Here is a 20,231-nt window from a genome sequence, read left to right as displayed (position 1 = left end):
TCCGAATTAAATACCGAAAATAGCTTTAGAATTTTCGGTTGTTTTTTGAGCAATTTCCTCAAAGGTAAGACCGTATATTTCGGCTAATTTTTGTGCTACATTGACGATATAGCTACTTTCGTTTCGTTTGCCTCTAAAAGGCTTGGGAGCCAAATATGGGGAATCTGTCTCAAGGACAATGTGTTGCAAATCGATTTGATGTAAAAACTGGTCGATTTTTCCGTTCTTAAAGGTAACAACACCTCCAATGCCTAATTTCATATTATAGGATATGGCTTGTAAGGCTTGTTCGTAGGTTCCTGTAAAACAATGAAAAATCCCAAATAAATCATCCGATTTTTCTTCTTCCAGAATTTCGAAAATTTCGTCAAAAGAATCTCGGCAATGGATTACAATTGGTAATTTGTACTGTTTTGCCCATTGAATTTGGGTTCTAAAAGCGATTTGCTGCTCTTTTAAGTGGGTTTTGTCCCAATACAAATCAATCCCGATTTCGCCTATGGCGTAGAATTTTCTTTTGGCTAATTCCTCTTTTACATGTTGCAGTTCTTCTTGATAATTGTCTTTGACATAAGTGGGGTGCAAGCCCATCATCAAAAAGACATTCTCAGGGAAATCTTTTTCCAAAGCGTACATGGATGGAGTAGAAGCAGCATCAATCGCAGGAATAAAAAAACGAGAAACTCCCGCGTCAATAGCTCTTTGAATCATTTCGTTTCGATCTTCATTGAATTCTTCTGAATACAAATGCGTATGAGTGTCGGTAAGGATTGTTTTTGTTTCCAAGGTGTTTATTTTGATTGCAAAATTACGAGAATTATATGGGTCAAAAAAATAGAAACAATCAAGACGCACCTACCAATTTTTAAAAAGCCACAAATTCACGAATTTTTGATTTTCTTAATTCGTGAATTCGTGGCGAAAATTTATTTACCTATTTCAATAGATACAAAAAATCGCAAAGCCTTAAATTGAAGTCTTTGCGATTTATTATTTAATCATTTCATTACTATCTTCTTCGAACCCTACTTAATACAAATGAGTATGAGTTTCAGTAAGGATTCTTTTGTCTTCATCGTTTTTATTTTGACTGCATACTTAGGTGAATATACTTAATAGTAAGACGTTGAAGATTTGTTTGCATTTATAAAACTCCTTTATACAAGAGTTTTAGAACCAACCTCATTTTGTTAAATGTAATTAATTACACACAAGGTAACTCATATGTTATAGTTTTAAACCAATTTGTTATAAAAAAGAAATGTTGGAACAACTATTTTTACTTGAAATATCTGTAAATAAAAACTGATGACAATTAAATTGACGCCTATGCTATGATAAGGAAAAGCACAAATAAGTTTGCTAGGCAAATGTTGTTTGAATCATTAATAAAAGTTAAAAAAACAATTAAAAATTTAATAAAATGGAAAAAATAATTTTAACAGTGTTACTGCTGTTTTTTTACAGTTTTACGAATGCCCAAATCACCAAAGGAAATTGGATGGTGGGGGGTAGTGGTAGTTTTAATAATTACAAAAGCACATATGAATATGAAGGTGTTGAATACAGTAGTGAATTAAATTATGCTACTGTTAATTCTGATATAGGTTACTTCTTTCATGATAATATTGTGGCAGGGGCAGCATTAAATTATTATGGGAATTATCCTAAAGGAGACTTTAAGGCAAGTCATAACTATGGAGCAGGGCCTTTTGTAAGGTATTACATTTTAAAACCTGAAAAAGTAATTAATGTTTTTACGCAAGCGGGAGTTATAATAAGAGGGGCAAAAAATTCATCGGGTACATTTGGTCCAAGTTATAGTTATCCTTTTAAAGCAGGAACTGCCATTTTTTTTAATAGTAGTGTAGCTCTAGAATTATCTCTTAACTATAATATTGATAAACTTGATGGAGCTGGTGGTAATCAAAAAACTACTAACAACACATTTACAATAGGAATAGGATTTCAAATACATCTTGAAAAAAAATAATTAATCAAATAAATCTTTACATATGAAATTAATTTTAAAAATATCAAAAATTATTATTTTCTGCTTTTTTTATACAAGCATTTATTCTCAAGTCAGTATAAAGACTGTGAGTCCTCAGAATTTGCAATATACTAATAGTGGTTCTCCCTCAATAACATTGAATAATTGTGGTAATATTGACTTAGGAACAAGTACTAGTACTTCGATTAATATAGGGGTCAAATTAACAAAACCTACAGCCCAAGCAGTGGGTAATAGCACACTTTATGTGTACACTAAAAAATCAAATTCAGATTATCAGGTACAAAGGGGGTTAATACAAGTTCAATCAGGTTTTTGGGGATATGAAAGCCCCACAGAAGAACAATATACAACGTCAGTAAGTTTTTCTATAAATTCATCAGAATTTAATGTTTCTGGAGGGACGTTGTATTTAGAGTTTGTAACTTCAAGTAATTTCAAATCTACTTCATCTTGCATTTATACAATTACTAAAACCCAAGTTCCTACATTTACTCTACCAGTAGCCACAAAAACTATTGTTTGCGGAGCGACAACGCCACAAACGTTTGCCATTACTAATGTGTATAATTCGCCAAATACTACCTATCAGTGGAGTACTAGTGGTTGGAAATACAATGGGAATCCCGTAGGAACATTTAGTACTACTGCCAGTTCTATTTCATTAACACCTAATACCAGTTTGCCATCTAATGTAACAGTTACCCCAATTGTTAATGGTGTTACGTACCCTTCAAAAACAATAACGGTTTCATTGGCTGCATTTAATCCTTATGCTACCATCACAGGTAGTAATGGTTTGTGTGCCAGCAATAGCACAGCTACTTATACGCTTGCTGATGTACCTGCCAACTCTAGCGTGGTATGGAGTTCTTCAAATCCTAGTGTAGCCAGTATAAGTTCACAATCTACAACAAGTGCTACGGTCACTATTAATGTAACATCAGGCAGTTTTATTTTGAAAGCAGATATTACCAATGGTTGTGGTCAAACTAAATCAGTACAAAAAACGATATCTATTACTAATAGCTTACCTATACCTGTGACATTTGGACAAGATCCATCGCCTTCAAAAATTTATGCACAATATGATCCTTGTGTTGTTTATTTTAAAGATTCAGGAAACCTTTTAACATTAGATTCTTCCAATTTTGAAGTAGATTTTGACTCCTATTCTGATTTTTATTTTGAAGGCGTTTATGGCAATGCCTTAGTATTGAATACAGCAATAAGCTCTCCTTATCTTAACTTAAGTTTTAATGCACGAATGAAAAATGATTGTGGATGGGGTGAATGGCAAAATTTTACCTACTTCTTAAATGGCTATGACCCTTATTATAGTGGGTATAGTTTTAGAGTAATATCAAACCCTACTTCTGAACAAATAGAAGTTACAATTGATGAGTCTTCAAAGAAAAAAGATAAAACCACTAAAAACACAGTTGATACCGACATTGAGGACAGCTATACGATTCAAATAGGTGATATTTCAGGAAACGTAAAATACCATAAAGAAAATCTAAAATCAAAAACAAATAAAATAACAACTTCAAACTGGGAACCTGGAGTCTATTATTTAAAAATAACTAATAATAAAGGAGAATCTCAAAACAAAGGTTTTATTGTAAAATAATTATATTAAAATTCATCATAAAGCCTAGATCAAATGATTTTGGTCTAGGCTTTTTTGTCTCTAAATGAATAAATGATGCTCTTATCAATCCAATTTATCCAGCAACTCTTTCACCTTATCATAACCTTCATAATCAGCTGGAATTGTTTTTAACAAGGCTTCACATGCATCGTAGTCTTTTAGTTTTAACTTCAACAACGCTAGATTCCATGTCGCTTTGTCTTTATAGATGGAAGTTCCTGATTGCAATTCATTAAAGACAACCTCAGCTTCTTTTAATTTATTTGTTTCAAGCAACGAAATTCCGTAGTACAACTCGATTTCAGGAGACGGTTTTTCCTTTAAAATAATTTCAAACTGTGTAATTGCTTCTTTATAGTTTTTAGCATTAAAAGCATCTTGCGCTAATTTCAAATTAGCATTGACATCACCTCTTTCTGTAAAATAGGCGTTCTCATGTTGGTTATAATCAGTAAAAATGGGTTTTGAACTATGTAAAAGTACCCAAGCTCCCAATACAATAACAATTGAAGCAGCAACAGAATAGTACCAAGGCTGTAAAGTTCTCAGTTTGGATTTTTTGGTTCTCTTTGGTTTTGAAGCAATTTTGGAAAGGTTTTCTTTGAAAGCATTTCTTTCGGTTTCAATGCCAAATTTCAGGTGTAATTGCAAGTTTACTTCCTTAAAAGTTTCAAAAGAGGCGGCCAATTCTGAATCAGTATCTAATTGTCTTTCGAAGGCCTCTTTTTCAGTACCTGAAAGTTCACCTTGCAAGTATTGGTCGAATAATATATAGCGTTCCTCGTTCATGGCTCTATTATTTTAATGTTGTAAAATGACTTGATTCTTGAATCCATTGTGTCAATTGTCCCGTGCATAATGATTTTTTCTTGCGAACATAACCATAAGTAACATTGAGTTTTTGGGCTACTTCTTCCATTGATTTGAGAGCAAAACTTAACTTCAATACTTCTTGGCATTTTTCGCCAAGCTTTTGAAACATCGCGTCAAAAAGTTGTTGTTGAGACTCAAACAATTCGGTTTCGGCAGCCAGTTCATCAGTGGCTTCTCTATTAGATGTGAAATTATCGTCTAATGTTACCCCTTTATTTGAAGTTTTTTTTAATTCGTTCAGCCATTTTCTTTTGCATAATAGAAAAAAGTAGGCGTCAAACGGACAGGTCAAATGGAGTTTTTTGGCTTTAGCCTGGTCAAACAACACAATCAATACTTCCTGCACTACATCCTGTGCCTGATCTTCATCTCCTGAGTTGTTCTTTATATAATGAATCACCTTAGGGACAAACTTTTTGTAAATAGATTGAATGATAGCCGAATTGTTTTGGGCCAGTCCTTCAATATACATTTGGTCAGGATGAGTTATTGCTTGAGCCATAAAAAATATTTTAACTGCTAATGTAAAAAAAAGAATTTTATAAAAATTCAAGGATGGGTCAGAATATTCGCTTTTAAAACCAAGTTGACTCTTTTTCAGACTAGTATCTGCAGAAATCTGTGTAAATCTGCGTGAAAATTGGCATGCAGATTTACAGAGATTTTATACTTAATAGCCATGAAAAAATCCGTGTAAATCCGCTTATTCTTTATCGTCTGAATGCCAATGTGTAATCTAGGTTTTAACAATTGCTGCTATCAATGCACTAGAGATGATTTCAAAATAATTTTAAAATTCTTCAGATGTAAGGGTAACAATTTAAAACTCCAATTGATATAACCCTATAAACGTTCATTTAAAATGCGGAAAGATGAAAAGATATTTTAAAAAAATAAGACGCTTTTTCTCTTATACACTTTGGAAGATTATTACACGATAAAATAAAATTTTAAAAATAATTCAGATTCAAGGGTAACAAATAGAAAAGCAAGTTGATATGATACTATAAACGCTCTTTAAAACATTTTTAAAAATAATTAAAAAAAAATAAAAATAAGGGGTAACAATTTGAAACAACAAAGTATCTATTTAAAAACAACAAAAAATAAAATTTTAAAAATAATTCAAATTAAAGGGTAACAATATCAAACCCGAATTGATATAACTAAAAAAGAATCAAATAATAATTTTAAAAATTAGAAACCATGAAGACAAATCTTAAAAACATCGGACTTTTATTCTTAGCTGCTTTTTCATTCATTAGTTGTGATAACAATGACCACCCAGCACCAGCTGCAACACCAGCACAATTTGCTGCCGTTAGAGAAGCTGCTTTAGAAGCGCAAACACAAAAATTTACAGCAACCGCAGGAGCAGGAGTTATCACACTTACCTCTGCCAAAGGAGTAACCATTACACTAAATGGAAACTGTTTGATCAAAAACGGACTCCCAGTAACTGGAGCGATAGACATCGAATTTGTCGAGCTTTTTGACAAAGGAACCATGTTAGTAACAAACAAACCTACCATGGGAATCATGCCAAACGGTGACCGTGCCTTGCTAATCTCAGGTGGTGAGTTCTTTATCAACGCTACTCAAGGTGGTGTAAATTTAGTACCTACTTGTAATATTAATTTGAATGTTCCAGCTGCCTTGACAGACGGTGTAGACAATGCCATGACACTATGGAACGGAATCATTGACGAAAAAGGAAACCTAGCTTGGGCTGATGCTCGTGACACTGCAGGCGCAAACGGTGGAAAAGGTGGGGTAGAAGCAGGGCAAAACAATTACTATGTGTCATTTGGAAACTTCGGATGGACAAATGTGGATAAATTCTACAGCGACCCTAGACCTAGAACAACCATTCTTGCCGCTGCACCAGCTGGTTATGACAACACAAATAGTGCGATTTACTTATCTTATGATGGCGAAGGAACCAATGCTTTAGCTAAGCTAGATACCTACACTGCCGCTGGTTTGTTTAGCGAACACTACGGTCAAATCCCAATTGGTTTAGCTTGTCACGTGATTTTTGCCACTGAGGACAACGGACAATGGAGATATGCTATTAAAGCCGTAACCGTTCAGGCAAATGATGTTTATACCTTCACAATGGGCGAAACCACTGTAGGTACCGAAGCACAATTAGTAGCCGCTATCAATGCGATACAATAAATACAGATAATCGATTTTTAAGAAAAAGTGGTGATTTGCTCACCGCTTTTTTTTACTTTTAAAAAAAATAACAATAGGTACTTTGATGGTTTTCAGGAGCTAATCCTGCTGTCCGCTCTATCTTGTGTCGGCATAAATGCCCGCCGCCACAAGGATGCCGCTTCCATCAGGGCTAAAAACGTCTTAGGTCATGAAACAACTTTTGCTCTTTATTATAGGACTTTCATCCATAACAGTTTTGGCACAAACCAAAGTCAAAGATACGGTTGTCCGTCGGGCTATTATTGGCTATATTCAAAACGGAAATCAAGTTAATTTCAAACCCGAAACACCGCCTTTGATTCCCATTGCGGGCGCACCAAAACCTTCCTATTCCTATTTATGGGAAATGGGTGATGGTACCTACAGCAAAGAAGCCGAACCCAAACATACCTATAAAAACAAAGGGACATACAACGCCCGCTTAGCGGTAACCAACAATTACGACAACGGAAAACCACCCGCCACCCGACCTAAAAAAGTCGTGGTCAATGATATTACTACTCCAGTCAATAACAACATCGCTTCCATAGCTGATCAAAACGGTTTTACTCTTCAAAAAAACTGCGATCCCATTCCTGAACAAGAAATGGTCGTGATTCTGAGTTATCAAAACCTAGAGAATTATGTTACTAATGGGAAACTCTATCTTTTCTACAACGAAAAACAATTTAAAAACAACAACTTCGAGTTGGTTGATTTCCGCACACACGCAGGCGAAAGAGAAGTCAAAGAAAATGCGTATGCCGTAGCAAATGAACTAAATGATACACACTCTTATTTAGCTTCAGCCGAAGCCTACAAACCCATAAAAAAATACGAGAACACTACCAATGAAGAGGATTTAGAATTCACTTTGGCGGAAGCCAAAAAAGAATACCGTAACGTTTCTATCTTAGAATTTGACGATACAAATCCTAATGATACCCACAACGTTTTTTACACTTTCAAAACCACGCCCGAAATGATTAAGGATACCAGTGCCACCGTTACCATGCGTGGTATTTATGTCCCAAATAGAAGTTATAAAAATCACAAAGTAAAAAACCTCGAAATGGAAATTGTAACCTCGCACGACCCTAACAAAATGGGTTCAAACGGTAGTTTTATGAATTACCGTTTGGTTCGTTTTAAACGCGTGAATTTCAAAACCCGTTTCCAAAATAACGGCGAAGGTCCAGCTAGAATGATTCGATTAGAGACTGATATTCCTGATATGTTTGATAAAAAGACATTCAAGGTAGAGGATATGTATCCCAAATGTCCCATCTGTCCAAAGGACGAAGTGCCTACAACGAGTTGTCTCGACACCATCATCAAGCAAAAACAGATTTTCTTCACTTTCAAGAACATCTATTTACCTGGAAGCGAACAAAAAAATGTAAAAGAAAAAGATAGCACCAAAGGTTTTGTCAAATACTCGATGAAGTTCAACAAGGATTTCCACAAAGTCAGTACAAAAAGTAGAACTGCGATTATTTTTGATAAAAATGAACCTATTATCACTAATTACGCGACGACAAGATTTCTTCCCGGAATTTCTATTGGGGTAAAATCAGGGTATAATTATTACCCAAGTTTGGAGAATTCTAAAAGTTATTTCCTTGGAGCTACTGTTTCTCCATTCAAATCGTATCGCTTTTATTGGCAAGCCGAGTTGGTGAACAGTTTACATAACTACGATTCCTCCACTAGTGTAACCGAAGAGATTGTTCAGAATTCAAATGGTGTTCGTCAATTTCAACGTACCACGAAAACAACAAGTAATACCAATTTTAACAACGAAATCCCAGTGCTTATTCGTTATAATATCAATAATTTTATAGGCATTGGAGCCGGAATTCAAGCCAATGTCAACGCCTCCGAAAAGCAAGAAGAGAATTCCAAAACCGAATTGTATGAATCGGAGAAGGGGACTTTTCTTATTGGCACCAAAGAAGAATCGGTGGTAAATAATAATTCGTTTACCAATCTTAAAACAGGAGTATTGTTTGATTTAACTCTAGGAGCTGCCAGAATCGGTCCGAGTTTAGGGGCGCGCTATGTGATGAACTTCAAGGAAGATTTCAATTACTTCCAGTTTTATGGAATATGGAAGTTTTAGGTTAATGGCCCACGGATGTTACGGATTAAACTGATGGGTACGGATTTTTCTTGGAACACAGATTTTAGAAATTAATGAAATTTGTAAATCTCTTCTCTTTCTTTGCTTCTTTGTGCTTTAGCGGTTAAAAAAATCTTAGTGTTCTTAGTGATTCCTTAGTGCCCTTTGTGTTTAACTCTATGAAAAGCTTTGTGCCTTGGCGACTTAGCGGTAAAACACGCATCAGTATCAAATCTTAGTGTTCTTAGTGATTCCTTAGTGCCCTTTGTGTTTAACTCTACGAAAAGCTTTGTGCGCCTTGGCGACTTAGCGGTAAAACACGCAACAGTATCAAATCTTAGTGTTCTTAGTGATTCCTTAGTGCCCTTTGTGTTTAAATTCCTAGCGCCTTTGCGTCTTTGCGGTAAAAAAAAACTTAATTCAATTTGAAATTAATCTGCATTTTTTCCAATTCGATTAATAATTCATGAGAGATATTGATTTTCAATCTTCGGCTTGGCATGCTTAATTTAGTAACCACACTAATTTCTTCTACTTCGGTAACTTCAGGTGTTTTGGCAATGCTAATGTCGCTGTTGTCGTCATCGTCCATTTCTTCAATGAAATCTTCATCAGCATCAATGGTGACAGGCGCAACTTCAACCATTCTTTTGATTTTCTCCAATTCCATGATTTCAAAGGTGACCTGATGATCTCCTTTATTATCTTGAAACACCCTATTTAAATGATGAATAAACTCCGTCTTTAGATCAGTAATATTAAGTATCAATGTTAATTTTTTAGAAAAACTCGCCAATACATCTTGTAATTGCTTTACCTCAGTAAATACAATTCGGGGATCTGCTTTTTTACCTGTTTCTTGGTTTACCCAACCCTCTTTTACCATCAATTTGATATACACAAAGTTGTTTTGGAGAAAGAAATGACGGAATTTTAAATAATCTTCACCAAAGATTTTAAACTCATAACTTTCGTCATAACCTTCTAGGGTGAAAATTCCCCAACCTTTTCCATTTTTAGCGACTTTGTGTTGCACATTATTGACAATTCCGCCCACTGTTAAAGGTTTACCTACAAAATACTCTAGGTTTTTGAGGTGTTCTAATTTGGCATTACAAAAATATTTCATCTCAAATTTATAGTCGTCCAAAGGATGCCCTGAGATGTAAATCCCCACGACTTCTTTTTCCTTGGCTAATTTTTCCATTGTACTCCAATCTTCGCAAGGAGGTACCACGGGCTCAGCGATTTGAACATCACTAGCTTCACCAAACAAACTTACTTGAGAGGAGTTTTCGTTTTCTTGAAATTTAGAACCGTAGCGAATGGCTTTTTCATAAAAGGTGATATTATCCCCTTCGGTATGGAAATATTGTGCACGGTGCGTATCACTAAAACAATCAAAACCACCTGCTAGTGCAAGGTTTTCAAATGCTTTTTTATTTGCAGCACGCAAATCGATACGTTTGGCAAGGTCGAAAATGGATTTGTATGGGCCGTCTTTTCGGTTTTCTACAATCGTGGCTACTGCTCCAGCACCTACTCCTTTGATAGCTCCCATTCCAAAACGAACGGCATAATTTTCGTTTACGGTAAATTTGTAATAGGATTCATTTACATCAGGACCTAATACTTGTAAGCCCATACGCTTACATTCTTCCATGAAAAAAGATACCTGTTTGATATCATTCATATTATTCGAAAGTACCGCTGCCATATATTCGGCTGGATAATGCGCTTTCAAATAGGCTGTTTGGTATGCAATCCAAGCATAACAAGTGGAGTGCGACTTGTTGAAGGCGTAACTCGCAAAGGCTTCCCAGTCTTTCCAGATTTTTTCTAAAACTACAGCATCATGTCCTTTGGCAGAAGCTTGTTCCACAAACTTAGGCTTCATTTTGTCAAGGACTTCCTTTTGCTTCTTACCCATCGCCTTACGCAAGACGTCGGCCTCACCTTTGGTAAATCCTGCCAAAGATTGAGACAAAAGCATCACCTGCTCTTGGTAAACGGTAATTCCATAAGTTTCACCAAGGTATTCCTCGCAGGCATCCAAATCGTATTTGATTTCCTCTTCGCCATTTTTTCGTCGAACGAAAGAAGGAATATATTCCAAAGGACCTGGTCGGTACAAGGCATTCATCGCAATCAAATCCCCAAATACGGTAGGCTTCAACTCCTTCATGTATTTTTGCATTCCGGGTGACTCGTATTGGAAAATCCCGACCGTTTCTCCACGCTGGAATAATTCGTATGTTTTGACATCGTCAATAGGGAAGGTGTCGGGATCCAGTGTGATTCCGTTACGGTATTTCACTAGTTTAACGGTGTCTTTGATCAAAGTAAGGGTCTTCAGACCCAAGAAGTCCATCTTCAACAATCCAGCACTTTCAGCCACGGAGTTGTCAAACTGGGTAACATATAAATCCGAATCTTTGGCGGTGGTTACGGGAACAAAATTCGTAATATCCGACGGCGTGATAATCACCCCGCAGGCGTGAATCCCTGTGTTACGCATCGAGCCTTCTAGGATCTTCGCTTGCTGAATAGTTTCTCCGGCCAAGCTGTCTTCGTTGGCAATACCAATTAATTCTTTTACGAGTTCAAATTCATCAGCTCCTTTTAAAGCTTTCTTAACTTCTTCCTCTGGTTCTGAAAGAAAACGGGCTAGATTCCATTTCCCCGGCATCATAGCAGGGATTAACTTGGCAATTCTATCGGCTTCAAAAAGTGGTAAATCCAATACACGAGCCGTATCACGAATAGCAGATTTAGTGGCCATTTTACCGTAAGTGATAATCTGAGCCACTTGATTGGCACCGTATTTATTGATTACATAATCCATGACGCGACCACGACCCTCGTCATCAAAGTCGATATCAATATCGGGCATGGACACACGGTCAGGATTCAAGAAACGCTCAAAAAGCAAATCGTACTTAATAGGGTCAATATTAGTAATTCCCAAACAATAGGCGACAGCCGATCCCGCTGCAGAACCCCTTCCTGGTCCTACAGATACATCCATTTCTCTTGCCTTGGCAATGAAATCCTGTACAATCAAGAAATATCCAGGATATCCGGAATTGGAAATAGTCAGTAGCTCAAAATCCAAACGTTCTTGAATCGATTCGGTGATTTCGCCATAACGTCTTTTTGCCCCTTCCATTGTCAAATGGCGTAGGTATTTGTTTTCTCCACGAACACCACCGTCTTCTTCATCTTCATCGACAACAAATTCTTCGGGAATATCATATTTAGGAAGTAAAACGTCTCTATATAATGAATACGGTTCAACTTTGTCAATGATTTCTTGAATGTTGATAATCGCTTCGGGTAAATCAGCAAAAAGCTGCTTCATTTCCTCACCCGACTTATAATAGTATTCTTGGTTGGGTAAACCGTAGCGGTAACCGCGACCACGACCAATAGGAGTAGCCTGCTTTTCACCATCTTTTACACAGAGCAAAATGTCGTGCGCATTCGCGTCTTGTTTGTTTACATAATAGGTATTGTTAGTCGCGATTATTTTAACGTCATGTTTTTTGGCGAAAGCCAAAAGGGTTTTGTTAACACGATTTTCATCTTCTTGGTTGTGACGCATGAGTTCCAGATAAAAATCAGGACCAAATTGCTCTTTCCACCATATCAAGGCTTCTTCGGCTTGGTTTTCACCAATGTTTAGAATCTTACTCGGGATTTCACCGTATAAGTTTCCAGAAAGTACCATGACGTCTTCCTTGTACTGTTCGACAATTTTTTTGTCAATTCTTGGTACATAATAAAAACCATCTACATTGGCGATGGATGCCATTTTGGCTAGATTATGATACCCTTTTTTGTTTTTTGCCAAGAGTACTACTTGGTAACCATTGTCTTTTTTGGTTTTGTCTTTGTGGTCTTCACAAATATTAAATTCGCAACCTACAATAGGTTTGATTTCGGTTTCTGTTGGTTCTTCACCGTTTTCAATGAGCTCCTTATTTTTGGCTGCTGCCGCTTTGGTGTGATTCATGACCGCACTCACAAAGTGAAAAGCACCCATCATATTGGCTGTATCCGTCATCGCAACGGCCGGCATTTTGAATTTGGCAGTAGCTTTCACAATATCATTTACCCCAATGGTCGATTGCAAAACCGAAAACTGCGTATGGTTGTGCAAATGGGCAAAAGGCACATCGATAAGAATGGCTTTGTTGTCTGAAAGATCTTCTTTGGAGACTGTTTGGGTTTCTGTAGCTCTCAGTTGCTCACGGATTTTATCCGAGGCCGCTTTGAGGTTGATGTGTTTTAATCCAATAAGTTGGATTTCTCTTGGATTATTTTCCTTGAAATTCTTGAAATAATCGGCAGGGACATCGAGTTCTTCTTTTGTGAAAACGTCTCTACGAATTAACTCCAAGAAACAACGGGTCGTTGCTTCCACATCGGCAGTGGCATTATGCGCTTCAGCAAAAGGAACGTTAAATAAGTAACTATGTAATTCGGTCAGTGTTGGTAATTTGAATTTTCCTCCACGACCTCCGGGTAATTGTAATAAAGATGCAGTAACCTCGGTACACGTATCTAAAACTGGCATGGTCGCCATCGGACTTTCAACGCCCATTCGGTGGAATTCGGCTCCCATTATGTTGATATCAAAACCTAAATTTTGACCCACAATAAATTTGGATTTGCTTAAAGCAATATTGAATTTTTCTAGTACTTCCGCAAGCGAGATACCATCGGCTTGGGCTAATTCGGTCGAAATTCCGTGAATACGTTCAGCATCATACGGGATGTTAAATCCATCAGGTTGTACTAAGTAATCTTGATGCTCGATAAGTTTTCCCATCTCATCGTGTAACTGCCAAGCAATCTGGATACAGCGAGGCCAGTTGTCAGAATCCGTGATAGGTGCATTCCAGTTTTTAGGTAATCCAGTAGTTTCGGTATCGAATATTAAGTACATACTTTTGTAAAATCCAAATTAAATAAAATCCAAATTCTAAGTTTTTTGTAATCTTAAAGGGCTGATTTTTTGAGTAATAAAAAGCCTTTAAACTTAAAATAGAGGAACTTCAAATTTAGTTTTTTTTAAAGGAATAACCAGTATAATTTATCAACAATAGTTTTTAATGAATCTTGTGTGGAAATCTAAAAAAATCATCCTTTTTTGTTTGAAAAAAAACAAATTAAGCTAAAATCTTTTTTTTGGATGTCGTAGTATTTAATGCTTAATAAATGTTTTTTTAAGAGAAGCAAAACACTTAATTTTCATTTTTACTCTTGTTTTTGTGTGCATTATAAATTGATCTCAGAATTGATTAAATCGCTTTTCTCTTGATTTTTTTTCAACGTTTTGATTTAATCATGTTTGATAATGCAATTGTTTAACTGAATTCATTGTGAAATCGATAAAATTTTAATTTTAATTTTAAGATAAAGTTTCACTATTCTACTTTTTGGAAAACAAGAATAAAATGGAGTCTCAAATTTAGAATTCGATTAAAATAAGCTGTAAATCACCCTAAAAAACTTTTGGGTATCGTATATAATGTATAATCGAAATTGACAACACGTTTTCTTTTTCTTAAATTTGCGTCCTTGTTAATACAAATACAGTTAGTTAACTGTTGTTGTATAGCCAATTACACTTAAAAAAATATTAAAAATGAGTACTACATTATTTGACAAAGTATGGGATTCGCACGTGGTGCGCAAAATTGAAGATGGACCAGACGTGTTTTTTATTGACCGTCATTTCATCCATGAAGTAACTAGTCCTGTAGCTTTTTTAGGTTTAAAATCTAGAGGCGTTTCGGTTTTATACCCTGAGCGTACTTTTGCTACTGCAGATCACAATACACCAACTATAAACCAACACTTACCAGTTGAAGATGCACTTTCTGCTAATCAATTGAAAGCATTGGAAGATAACTCAGCAGAATACGGTATTTCTCACTGGGGATTGGGGCATCAAAAAAATGGAATTGTACACGTTGTAGGTCCTGAAAACGGAATTACATTACCAGGAGTAACGATTGTTTGTGGGGATTCACATACATCAACCCATGGTGCTTTTGGAGCGATTGCTTTTGGAATCGGAACTTCTGAAGTAGAGATGGTACTTTCTACACAATGTATCATGCAGCCTAAGCCAAAGAAAATGCGTATCAACGTAAATGGTACTTTGAGCAAAGGAGTTACTCCTAAAGATGTTGCTTTGTATATCATTTCAAAATTAACAACTTCAGGAGGTACTGGATATTTTGTTGAGTACGCAGGAAATGTATTCGAAGAAATGTCAATGGAAGGACGTATGACTGTTTGTAACCTTTCTATCGAAATGGGTGCTCGTGGTGGTATGATTGCTCCAGACCAAAAAACATTTGATTATTTAGAAGGTAGATTACACGCTCCTAAAGGAGAAGCTTGGACTAAAGCTGTAGCTTACTGGAAAACGTTGAAAACTGACGAAGGTGCTAAATTTGATGCTGAATTAAACATCAATGCTGAAGATATTGAGCCAATGATTACTTATGGAACTAATCCAGGTATGGGAATTGGTATCACTAAACATATTCCTGCTGCTAATCAAGTTGAAGGTGGTGAGGAAACTTACAAAAAATCGTTGGCATACATGGGATTCCATGAGGATGATGTAATGATTGGAAAACAAATCGATTACGTTTTCTTAGGAAGTTGTACTAACGGACGTATCGAAGATTTTAGAGCTTTTGCTGAAATTGTAAAAGGTCGTAAAAAAGCCGATAATGTGACAGCATGGTTGGTTCCAGGTTCACACGTTGTGGAAGCGCAAATCAAAGAAGAGGGTATCTTAGATATCTTGACTGAAGCTGGTTTCGTATTGCGTCAGCCAGGTTGTTCAGCTTGTTTAGCAATGAACGATGACAAAGTGCCAGCTGGGAAATATGCAGTAAGTACTTCAAACAGAAACTTTGAAGGTCGTCAAGGTCCAGGTTCAAGAACATTGTTAGCTTCTCCAATTATGGCAGCAGCAGCAGCAGTTACTGGAAAATTAACTGACCCTAGAGATTTGTTGTAAAATTTTTCACCGCGAGGGCGCAAAGACGCAAGGAACTATGGAAATAAATCGTTACGAAGACTTAGCAAAAGAAATATTTTCTGCTAGTCTTGAGGTTCATAAATTAATGGGGCCCGGTTTATTAGAATCCGTTTATGAAATGTGTCTTTTGAGAGAATTGCAGTTGAGAAATATTTCAGCAGAATGTCAAGTTATTATTCCTCTACAGTACAAAGGATTTAATTTGTCAAAGGAATATAAAATCGATATTCTAGTTGAAGAACATATAATTATTGAGTTAAAATCGGTTGATGCGATTTTACCAGTACACGAAGCACAGCTGATTTCATATTTGAAATTAGCAGACAAAAGAATGGGGTTTTTAATTAATTTTAATGTTCCATTAATAAAAAGTGGTTTTAGGAGATTTGTAAATAAATATTAATCTTCAAAGATTTAAAAAAAAACAAGCATTGTGCCTTTGCGCCTTTGCAGAAAAATAAATTAATAAAGCATTGCGCCTTAGCGTCTTTGCGGTAAAATAAATCAAATGGCATACGATAAATTTAATATCCTTACCAGTAGTGCAGTGCCACTACCTATTGAAAATGTAGATACAGATCAAATCATCCCTGCTCGTTTCTTGAAAGCTACAAAACGTGAAGGTTTTGGAGACAACCTTTTTAGAGACTGGAGATACAACGGAGACGGTACTCCAAAAGCTGATTTCGTATTAAACGATGCAACTTATTCAGGGAAAATCTTGGTTGGAGGAAAAAACTTTGGTTCTGGTTCTTCTCGTGAGCATGCTGCTTGGGCTGTATACGATTACGGATTCCGTGCGGTAGTTTCTTCTTTCTTTGCTGATATCTTCAAAGGAAACTGTTTGAACATTGGTGTTTTGCCAGTTCAAGTAAGCCCTGAGTTTTCAGCTAAAATCTTCGCTGCTATTGAAGCAGACCCAAAAACAGAATTGGAAATCAATTTGCCTGAGCAAACAATTACTTTGAAAGCGACAGGTGAAAAAGAATCTTTTGATATCAACGGATACAAAAAGAACAATATGTTGAATGGTTTTGATGATATTGATTATTTAACAAATATCAAAGAAGACATTGTTGCTTTTGCAGACAAATTGCCTTACTAAATAAAAAAACAATTAATAAATACGCAGTTACTAAACTTGATTTTACAATCAAGTTTGGTAACTGCTTTTACGATTTTATACTGCTATTCGTTAGGATAGATAAAATAAAACCGCATTAGTATCTAATAGATAATGGAAAAAAGAAAGATTGAAATAATGGATACCACACTTCGTGACGGGGAACAAACCTCAGGAGTGTCTTTTTCTGCCGCAGAAAAATTAACCATTGCCCAATTATTGTTAGAAGAATTACATGTTGATCGTATCGAAATTGCTTCGGCTCGTGTGAGTGAAGGAGAATTTGAAGGGGTTAAAGGGATTATGACTTGGGCACAATCCAAAGGGTATGAAGATAAAATAGAAGTTTTAACTTTTGTGGATAAAGGACTTTCTATCGAATGGATGAAAAAGTCGGGTGCCAAAGTTCAAAATCTTTTGACCAAAGGCTCTTTGAATCACCTAACCCATCAATTAAAAAAGACTCCTGAGGAACATTTTTCAGCAATTGCTGAAAGTATTGCCTTAGCTACTGAGAACGGAATTGCTACCAATGTTTATCTAGAAGATTGGAGTAACGGAATGCGTTATTCTCCTGAATATGTGTTCCAGTATTTAGATTTTATCAGTACGCAGCCTGTTAAAAGAATTTTACTTCCAGATACTTTAGGGGTGTTAATTCCTTCGGATACATTCGATTTTATTTCGACCATTACCAAAAAATATCCTTCGATTCACTTTGATTTTCATGCCCATAATGATTATGATTTAAGTGTTGCCAATGTAATGCAAGCTATAAAAGCGGGCGTGCATGGTTTACATGTTACGGTTAACGGAATGGGAGAAAGAGCAGGTAATGCTCCTCTAGCAAGTACCGTTGCTGTGATTAATGACTTTATGCCTGAAATCGAAATTGGAGTAAAAGAATCTTCTTTATACTCGGTGAGTAAATTGGTAGAAACCTTTACAGGATACAGAATTCCCGCTAATAAACCTATTGTAGGAGATAATGTGTTTACTCAGACAGCTGGTATTCATGCGGATGGTGACAACAAAAAGAATTTGTATTTTAATGACTTGCTTCCAGAGCGTTTTGGAAGAAAGAGAAAATACGCTTTAGGGAAAACCTCTGGGAAAGCTAATATTGAAAAAAATCTTCAAGAGTTAGGATTACAACTCAATGACGAAGACTTAAAATTAGTCACTCAAAGAATCATTGAATTAGGCGATAAAAAAGAAACGGTTACCAAGGAAGATTTGCCTTATATCATTTCGGATGTATTAGACAGTCAGACTTATGAGGAAAAAATTACCGTGGAATCGTATTTATTATCTCATGCAAAGGGAATGCGTCCTTCAACAACTCTTTGTCTAAAAATTGACGGAGAAATCATCGAAGAGCACGCTCAAGGGGATGGTCAATTTGATGCTTTTATGAATGCTTTGGCGAAAATTTATAAAACCAAAAAAATGAGCTTGCCTAAATTGATTGACTATGCGGTGAGAATCCCTCCAGGAAGTAGCTCTGATGCCTTATGCGAAACCATCATCACTTGGACAAGCGAAGGAAAAGAATTCAAAACAAGAGGATTAGATTCAGATCAAACGGTTGCAGCGATTATTGCAACGCAGAAAATGTTGAACGTGGTATAATCCCCACCCCAGCCCTCCCGCCGCGGCGGGGAGGGAGACAATGTCAATAAAAAAAGAACATATTATCATTATTGTTTATCATTTATTCGAAAGAAGAAATGATAAACTTGAAAGAGATTATTAAATAACAAACAAGTAAAGTATAACCCAATCCAATACCCATCTAGTCACCCCCTCCTTAGGAGGGGGCCGGGGGGAGGAAAAAACAATCAATATGAAATTAAATATCGCGCTTTTAGCAGGGGACGGAATCGGACCAGAAGTAATTGAACAAGCAGTAAAAGTATCAGATGCAGTTGCACAAAAATTTGGACATGAAATCACTTGGAAACCAGCTTTAACTGGTGCTGCAGCGATTGATGCAGTTGGTGAGCCTTATCCAGATGCAACGCATGAAATTTGTAAAAATTCTGACGCTGTTTTGTTTGGTGCTATTGGTCACCCAAAATACGATAACGATCCATCTGCACCAGTACGTCCAGAGCAAGGTTTGTTAAAAATGCGTAAAGCATTAGGTTTGTTTGCTAACGTAAGACCTACTTTTACTTTTCCATCTTTATTAGACAAATCTCCATTAAAAAGAGAACGTATCGAAGGAACTGACCTAGTATTCTTAAGAGAGTTAACTGGTGGAATCTACTTTGGAGAAAAAGGAAGAAGAGACGGTGGAGAAACAGCTTATGACAACTGTGTGTACACACGTGAAGAAGTACAACGTTTGGCTAAAAAAGGTTTTGAATTAGCAATGACACGTTCAAAAAGATTGTGTTGTGTTGACAAAGCTAACGTATTGGAAACATCTCGTTTATGGAGAGAAACTGTACAAGCAATGGAAAAAGATTATCCTGAAGTAACAGTTTCTTATGAATTTGTGGATGCTGTAGCCATGCGTTTGGTACAATGGCCAAACTCTTATGACGTATTAATCACTGAAAACTTATTTGGAGACATCTTAACTGATGAAGCTTCTGTAATCTCTGGTTCTATGGGATTAATGCCATCTGCTTCTATGGGAGCTGAGGTATCTTTGTTTGAGCCTATCCACGGTTCATACCCACAAGCTACAGGTTTAAATATTGCAAACCCTATGGCAACTGTTTTATCAGCGGCTATGATGTTTGAAAACTTCGGATTAATGGAAGAAGGAAAAGCAATGAGAGCTTCAGTAAACAAAGCTTTAGAAGCTGGAATCGTTACAGAAGACTTAGCCGATGGTGGAAAAGCTTACGGTACTAAAGAAGTTGGTGACTGGTTGGCTGCTAACATCTAATAATTGTTTCAGGTTTAAAGTTTCAAGTTGATTAACTTGAAGTAATAATAGCTATAGGAAAGCTGTCAATCGTAAGGTTGACAGCTTTTTTTGTTTTATTAGGAGCAGAATGATTGTGCTATCAACAATGGCAGTTCCCGCTATCCACTACAAACGAAGTTCACTGAATTCCGATGTAAATAAATGTTAAGTGAAGTAATCTTGTGGTGGCAAAACGCCAGCCACCACAAGGATTTCCGTTTCTATCGGGGCTATGATTTATGACTGTGCTT

General features: G+C 36.3%; 13 protein-coding genes. 9 read left to right on the top strand and 4 right to left on the bottom strand.

What is annotated here, in order from left to right:
- Window positions 1-6: 6 nt before the first annotated feature.
- On the bottom strand, window positions 7-711 hold the full coding sequence (locus SLW70_RS02100) for a TatD family hydrolase (protein WP_414458242.1): 705 nt from the start codon (window positions 709-711) through the stop codon (window positions 7-9).
- A 712-nt stretch (window positions 712-1,423) separates the two neighbouring features.
- Here SLW70_RS02100 and SLW70_RS02095 point away from each other — a divergent pair.
- Both SLW70_RS02095 and SLW70_RS02090 read left to right on the top strand, forming a co-directional pair.
- Window positions 1,424-1,993 carry a hypothetical protein gene (locus SLW70_RS02095; protein WP_320890280.1) on the top strand — a complete coding sequence of 190 codons (570 nt, stop codon included), beginning with the start codon at window positions 1,424-1,426 and terminating at the stop codon, window positions 1,991-1,993.
- A gap of 22 nt (window positions 1,994-2,015) precedes the next feature.
- Complete coding sequence (locus SLW70_RS02090; protein ID WP_320890279.1) at window positions 2,016-3,647, top strand: T9SS type A sorting domain-containing protein; 1,632 nt, start codon at window positions 2,016-2,018, stop codon at window positions 3,645-3,647.
- 84 nt (window positions 3,648-3,731) lie between these two features.
- On the opposite strand, the gene SLW70_RS02085 is transcribed toward SLW70_RS02090, so the two are convergent.
- Window positions 3,732-4,457, bottom strand: a complete 726-nt coding sequence (locus SLW70_RS02085) for a tetratricopeptide repeat protein (RefSeq protein WP_320890278.1) — start codon at window positions 4,455-4,457, stop codon at window positions 3,732-3,734.
- A 7-nt stretch (window positions 4,458-4,464) separates the two neighbouring features.
- Entirely contained in the window at window positions 4,465-5,043 is a 579-nt protein-coding gene (locus tag SLW70_RS02080; protein WP_320890277.1) for a sigma-70 family RNA polymerase sigma factor, read from the bottom strand.
- Window positions 5,044-5,747: 704 nt separating this feature from the next.
- On the opposite strand from SLW70_RS02080, the gene SLW70_RS02075 reads away from it, so the two are divergent.
- Window positions 5,748-6,722 carry a hypothetical protein gene (locus SLW70_RS02075; protein ID WP_320890276.1) on the top strand — a complete coding sequence of 325 codons (975 nt, stop codon included), beginning with the start codon at window positions 5,748-5,750 and terminating at the stop codon, window positions 6,720-6,722.
- Window positions 6,723-6,912: 190 nt separating this feature from the next.
- On the top strand, window positions 6,913-8,865 hold the full coding sequence (locus SLW70_RS02070; RefSeq protein ID WP_320890275.1) for a PKD domain-containing protein: 1,953 nt from the start codon (window positions 6,913-6,915) through the stop codon (window positions 8,863-8,865).
- A gap of 415 nt (window positions 8,866-9,280) precedes the next feature.
- Here SLW70_RS02070 and dnaE read toward each other — a convergent pair whose 3' ends face one another.
- Window positions 9,281-13,816, bottom strand: a complete 4,536-nt coding sequence (dnaE, locus tag SLW70_RS02065; protein WP_320890274.1) for a DNA polymerase III subunit alpha — start codon at window positions 13,814-13,816, stop codon at window positions 9,281-9,283.
- A gap of 702 nt (window positions 13,817-14,518) precedes the next feature.
- Between dnaE and leuC the strand changes: the two genes are divergently transcribed.
- From leuC to leuB, 5 genes are all read left to right on the top strand, one after another.
- Window positions 14,519-15,913 carry a 3-isopropylmalate dehydratase large subunit gene (gene leuC / locus SLW70_RS02060; RefSeq protein WP_320890273.1) on the top strand — a complete coding sequence of 465 codons (1,395 nt, stop codon included), beginning with the start codon at window positions 14,519-14,521 and terminating at the stop codon, window positions 15,911-15,913.
- A gap of 37 nt (window positions 15,914-15,950) precedes the next feature.
- Window positions 15,951-16,337, top strand: a complete 387-nt coding sequence (locus SLW70_RS02055; RefSeq protein WP_320890271.1) for a GxxExxY protein — start codon at window positions 15,951-15,953, stop codon at window positions 16,335-16,337.
- A gap of 105 nt (window positions 16,338-16,442) precedes the next feature.
- Window positions 16,443-17,039 (top strand): 3-isopropylmalate dehydratase small subunit, encoded by a 597-nt coding sequence (leuD, locus tag SLW70_RS02050; RefSeq protein WP_320890270.1) that lies wholly within the window; start codon window positions 16,443-16,445, stop codon window positions 17,037-17,039.
- 132 nt (window positions 17,040-17,171) lie between these two features.
- Complete coding sequence (locus SLW70_RS02045) at window positions 17,172-18,689, top strand: alpha-isopropylmalate synthase regulatory domain-containing protein (RefSeq protein WP_320890268.1); 1,518 nt, start codon at window positions 17,172-17,174, stop codon at window positions 18,687-18,689.
- Window positions 18,690-18,903: 214 nt separating this feature from the next.
- Window positions 18,904-19,959 (top strand): 3-isopropylmalate dehydrogenase, encoded by a 1,056-nt coding sequence (gene leuB / locus SLW70_RS02040; RefSeq protein ID WP_320890267.1) that lies wholly within the window; start codon window positions 18,904-18,906, stop codon window positions 19,957-19,959.
- The last annotated feature ends 272 nt before the right edge of the window (window positions 19,960-20,231 follow it).

This window comes from Flavobacterium sp. NG2 (genome assembly GCF_034119845.1).
GTDB lineage: Bacteria > Bacteroidota > Bacteroidia > Flavobacteriales > Flavobacteriaceae > Flavobacterium.
This window is presented reverse-complemented; position numbering and strand designations above follow the sequence as displayed.

Coding starts and splice junctions, on each gene's coding strand:
- SLW70_RS02055 (WP_320890271.1), top strand. CDS start 15,951: ATGGAAATAAATCGTTACGAAGACTTAGCAAAAGAAATATTTTCTGCT.
- SLW70_RS02090 (WP_320890279.1), top strand. CDS start 2,016: ATGAAATTAATTTTAAAAATATCAAAAATTATTATTTTCTGCTTTTTT.
- SLW70_RS02085 (WP_320890278.1), bottom strand. CDS start 4,457: ATGAACGAGGAACGCTATATATTATTCGACCAATACTTGCAAGGTGAA.
- SLW70_RS02080 (WP_320890277.1), bottom strand. CDS start 5,043: ATGGCTCAAGCAATAACTCATCCTGACCAAATGTATATTGAAGGACTG.
- SLW70_RS02070 (WP_320890275.1), top strand. CDS start 6,913: ATGAAACAACTTTTGCTCTTTATTATAGGACTTTCATCCATAACAGTT.
- leuC (WP_320890273.1), top strand. CDS start 14,519: ATGAGTACTACATTATTTGACAAAGTATGGGATTCGCACGTGGTGCGC.
- SLW70_RS02075 (WP_320890276.1), top strand. CDS start 5,748: ATGAAGACAAATCTTAAAAACATCGGACTTTTATTCTTAGCTGCTTTT.
- dnaE (WP_320890274.1), bottom strand. CDS start 13,816: ATGTACTTAATATTCGATACCGAAACTACTGGATTACCTAAAAACTGG.
- SLW70_RS02100 (WP_414458242.1), bottom strand. CDS start 711: ATGATTCAAAGAGCTATTGACGCGGGAGTTTCTCGTTTTTTTATTCCT.
- leuB (WP_320890267.1), top strand. CDS start 18,904: ATGAAATTAAATATCGCGCTTTTAGCAGGGGACGGAATCGGACCAGAA.
- SLW70_RS02095 (WP_320890280.1), top strand. CDS start 1,424: ATGGAAAAAATAATTTTAACAGTGTTACTGCTGTTTTTTTACAGTTTT.
- SLW70_RS02045 (WP_320890268.1), top strand. CDS start 17,172: ATGGAAAAAAGAAAGATTGAAATAATGGATACCACACTTCGTGACGGG.
- leuD (WP_320890270.1), top strand. CDS start 16,443: ATGGCATACGATAAATTTAATATCCTTACCAGTAGTGCAGTGCCACTA.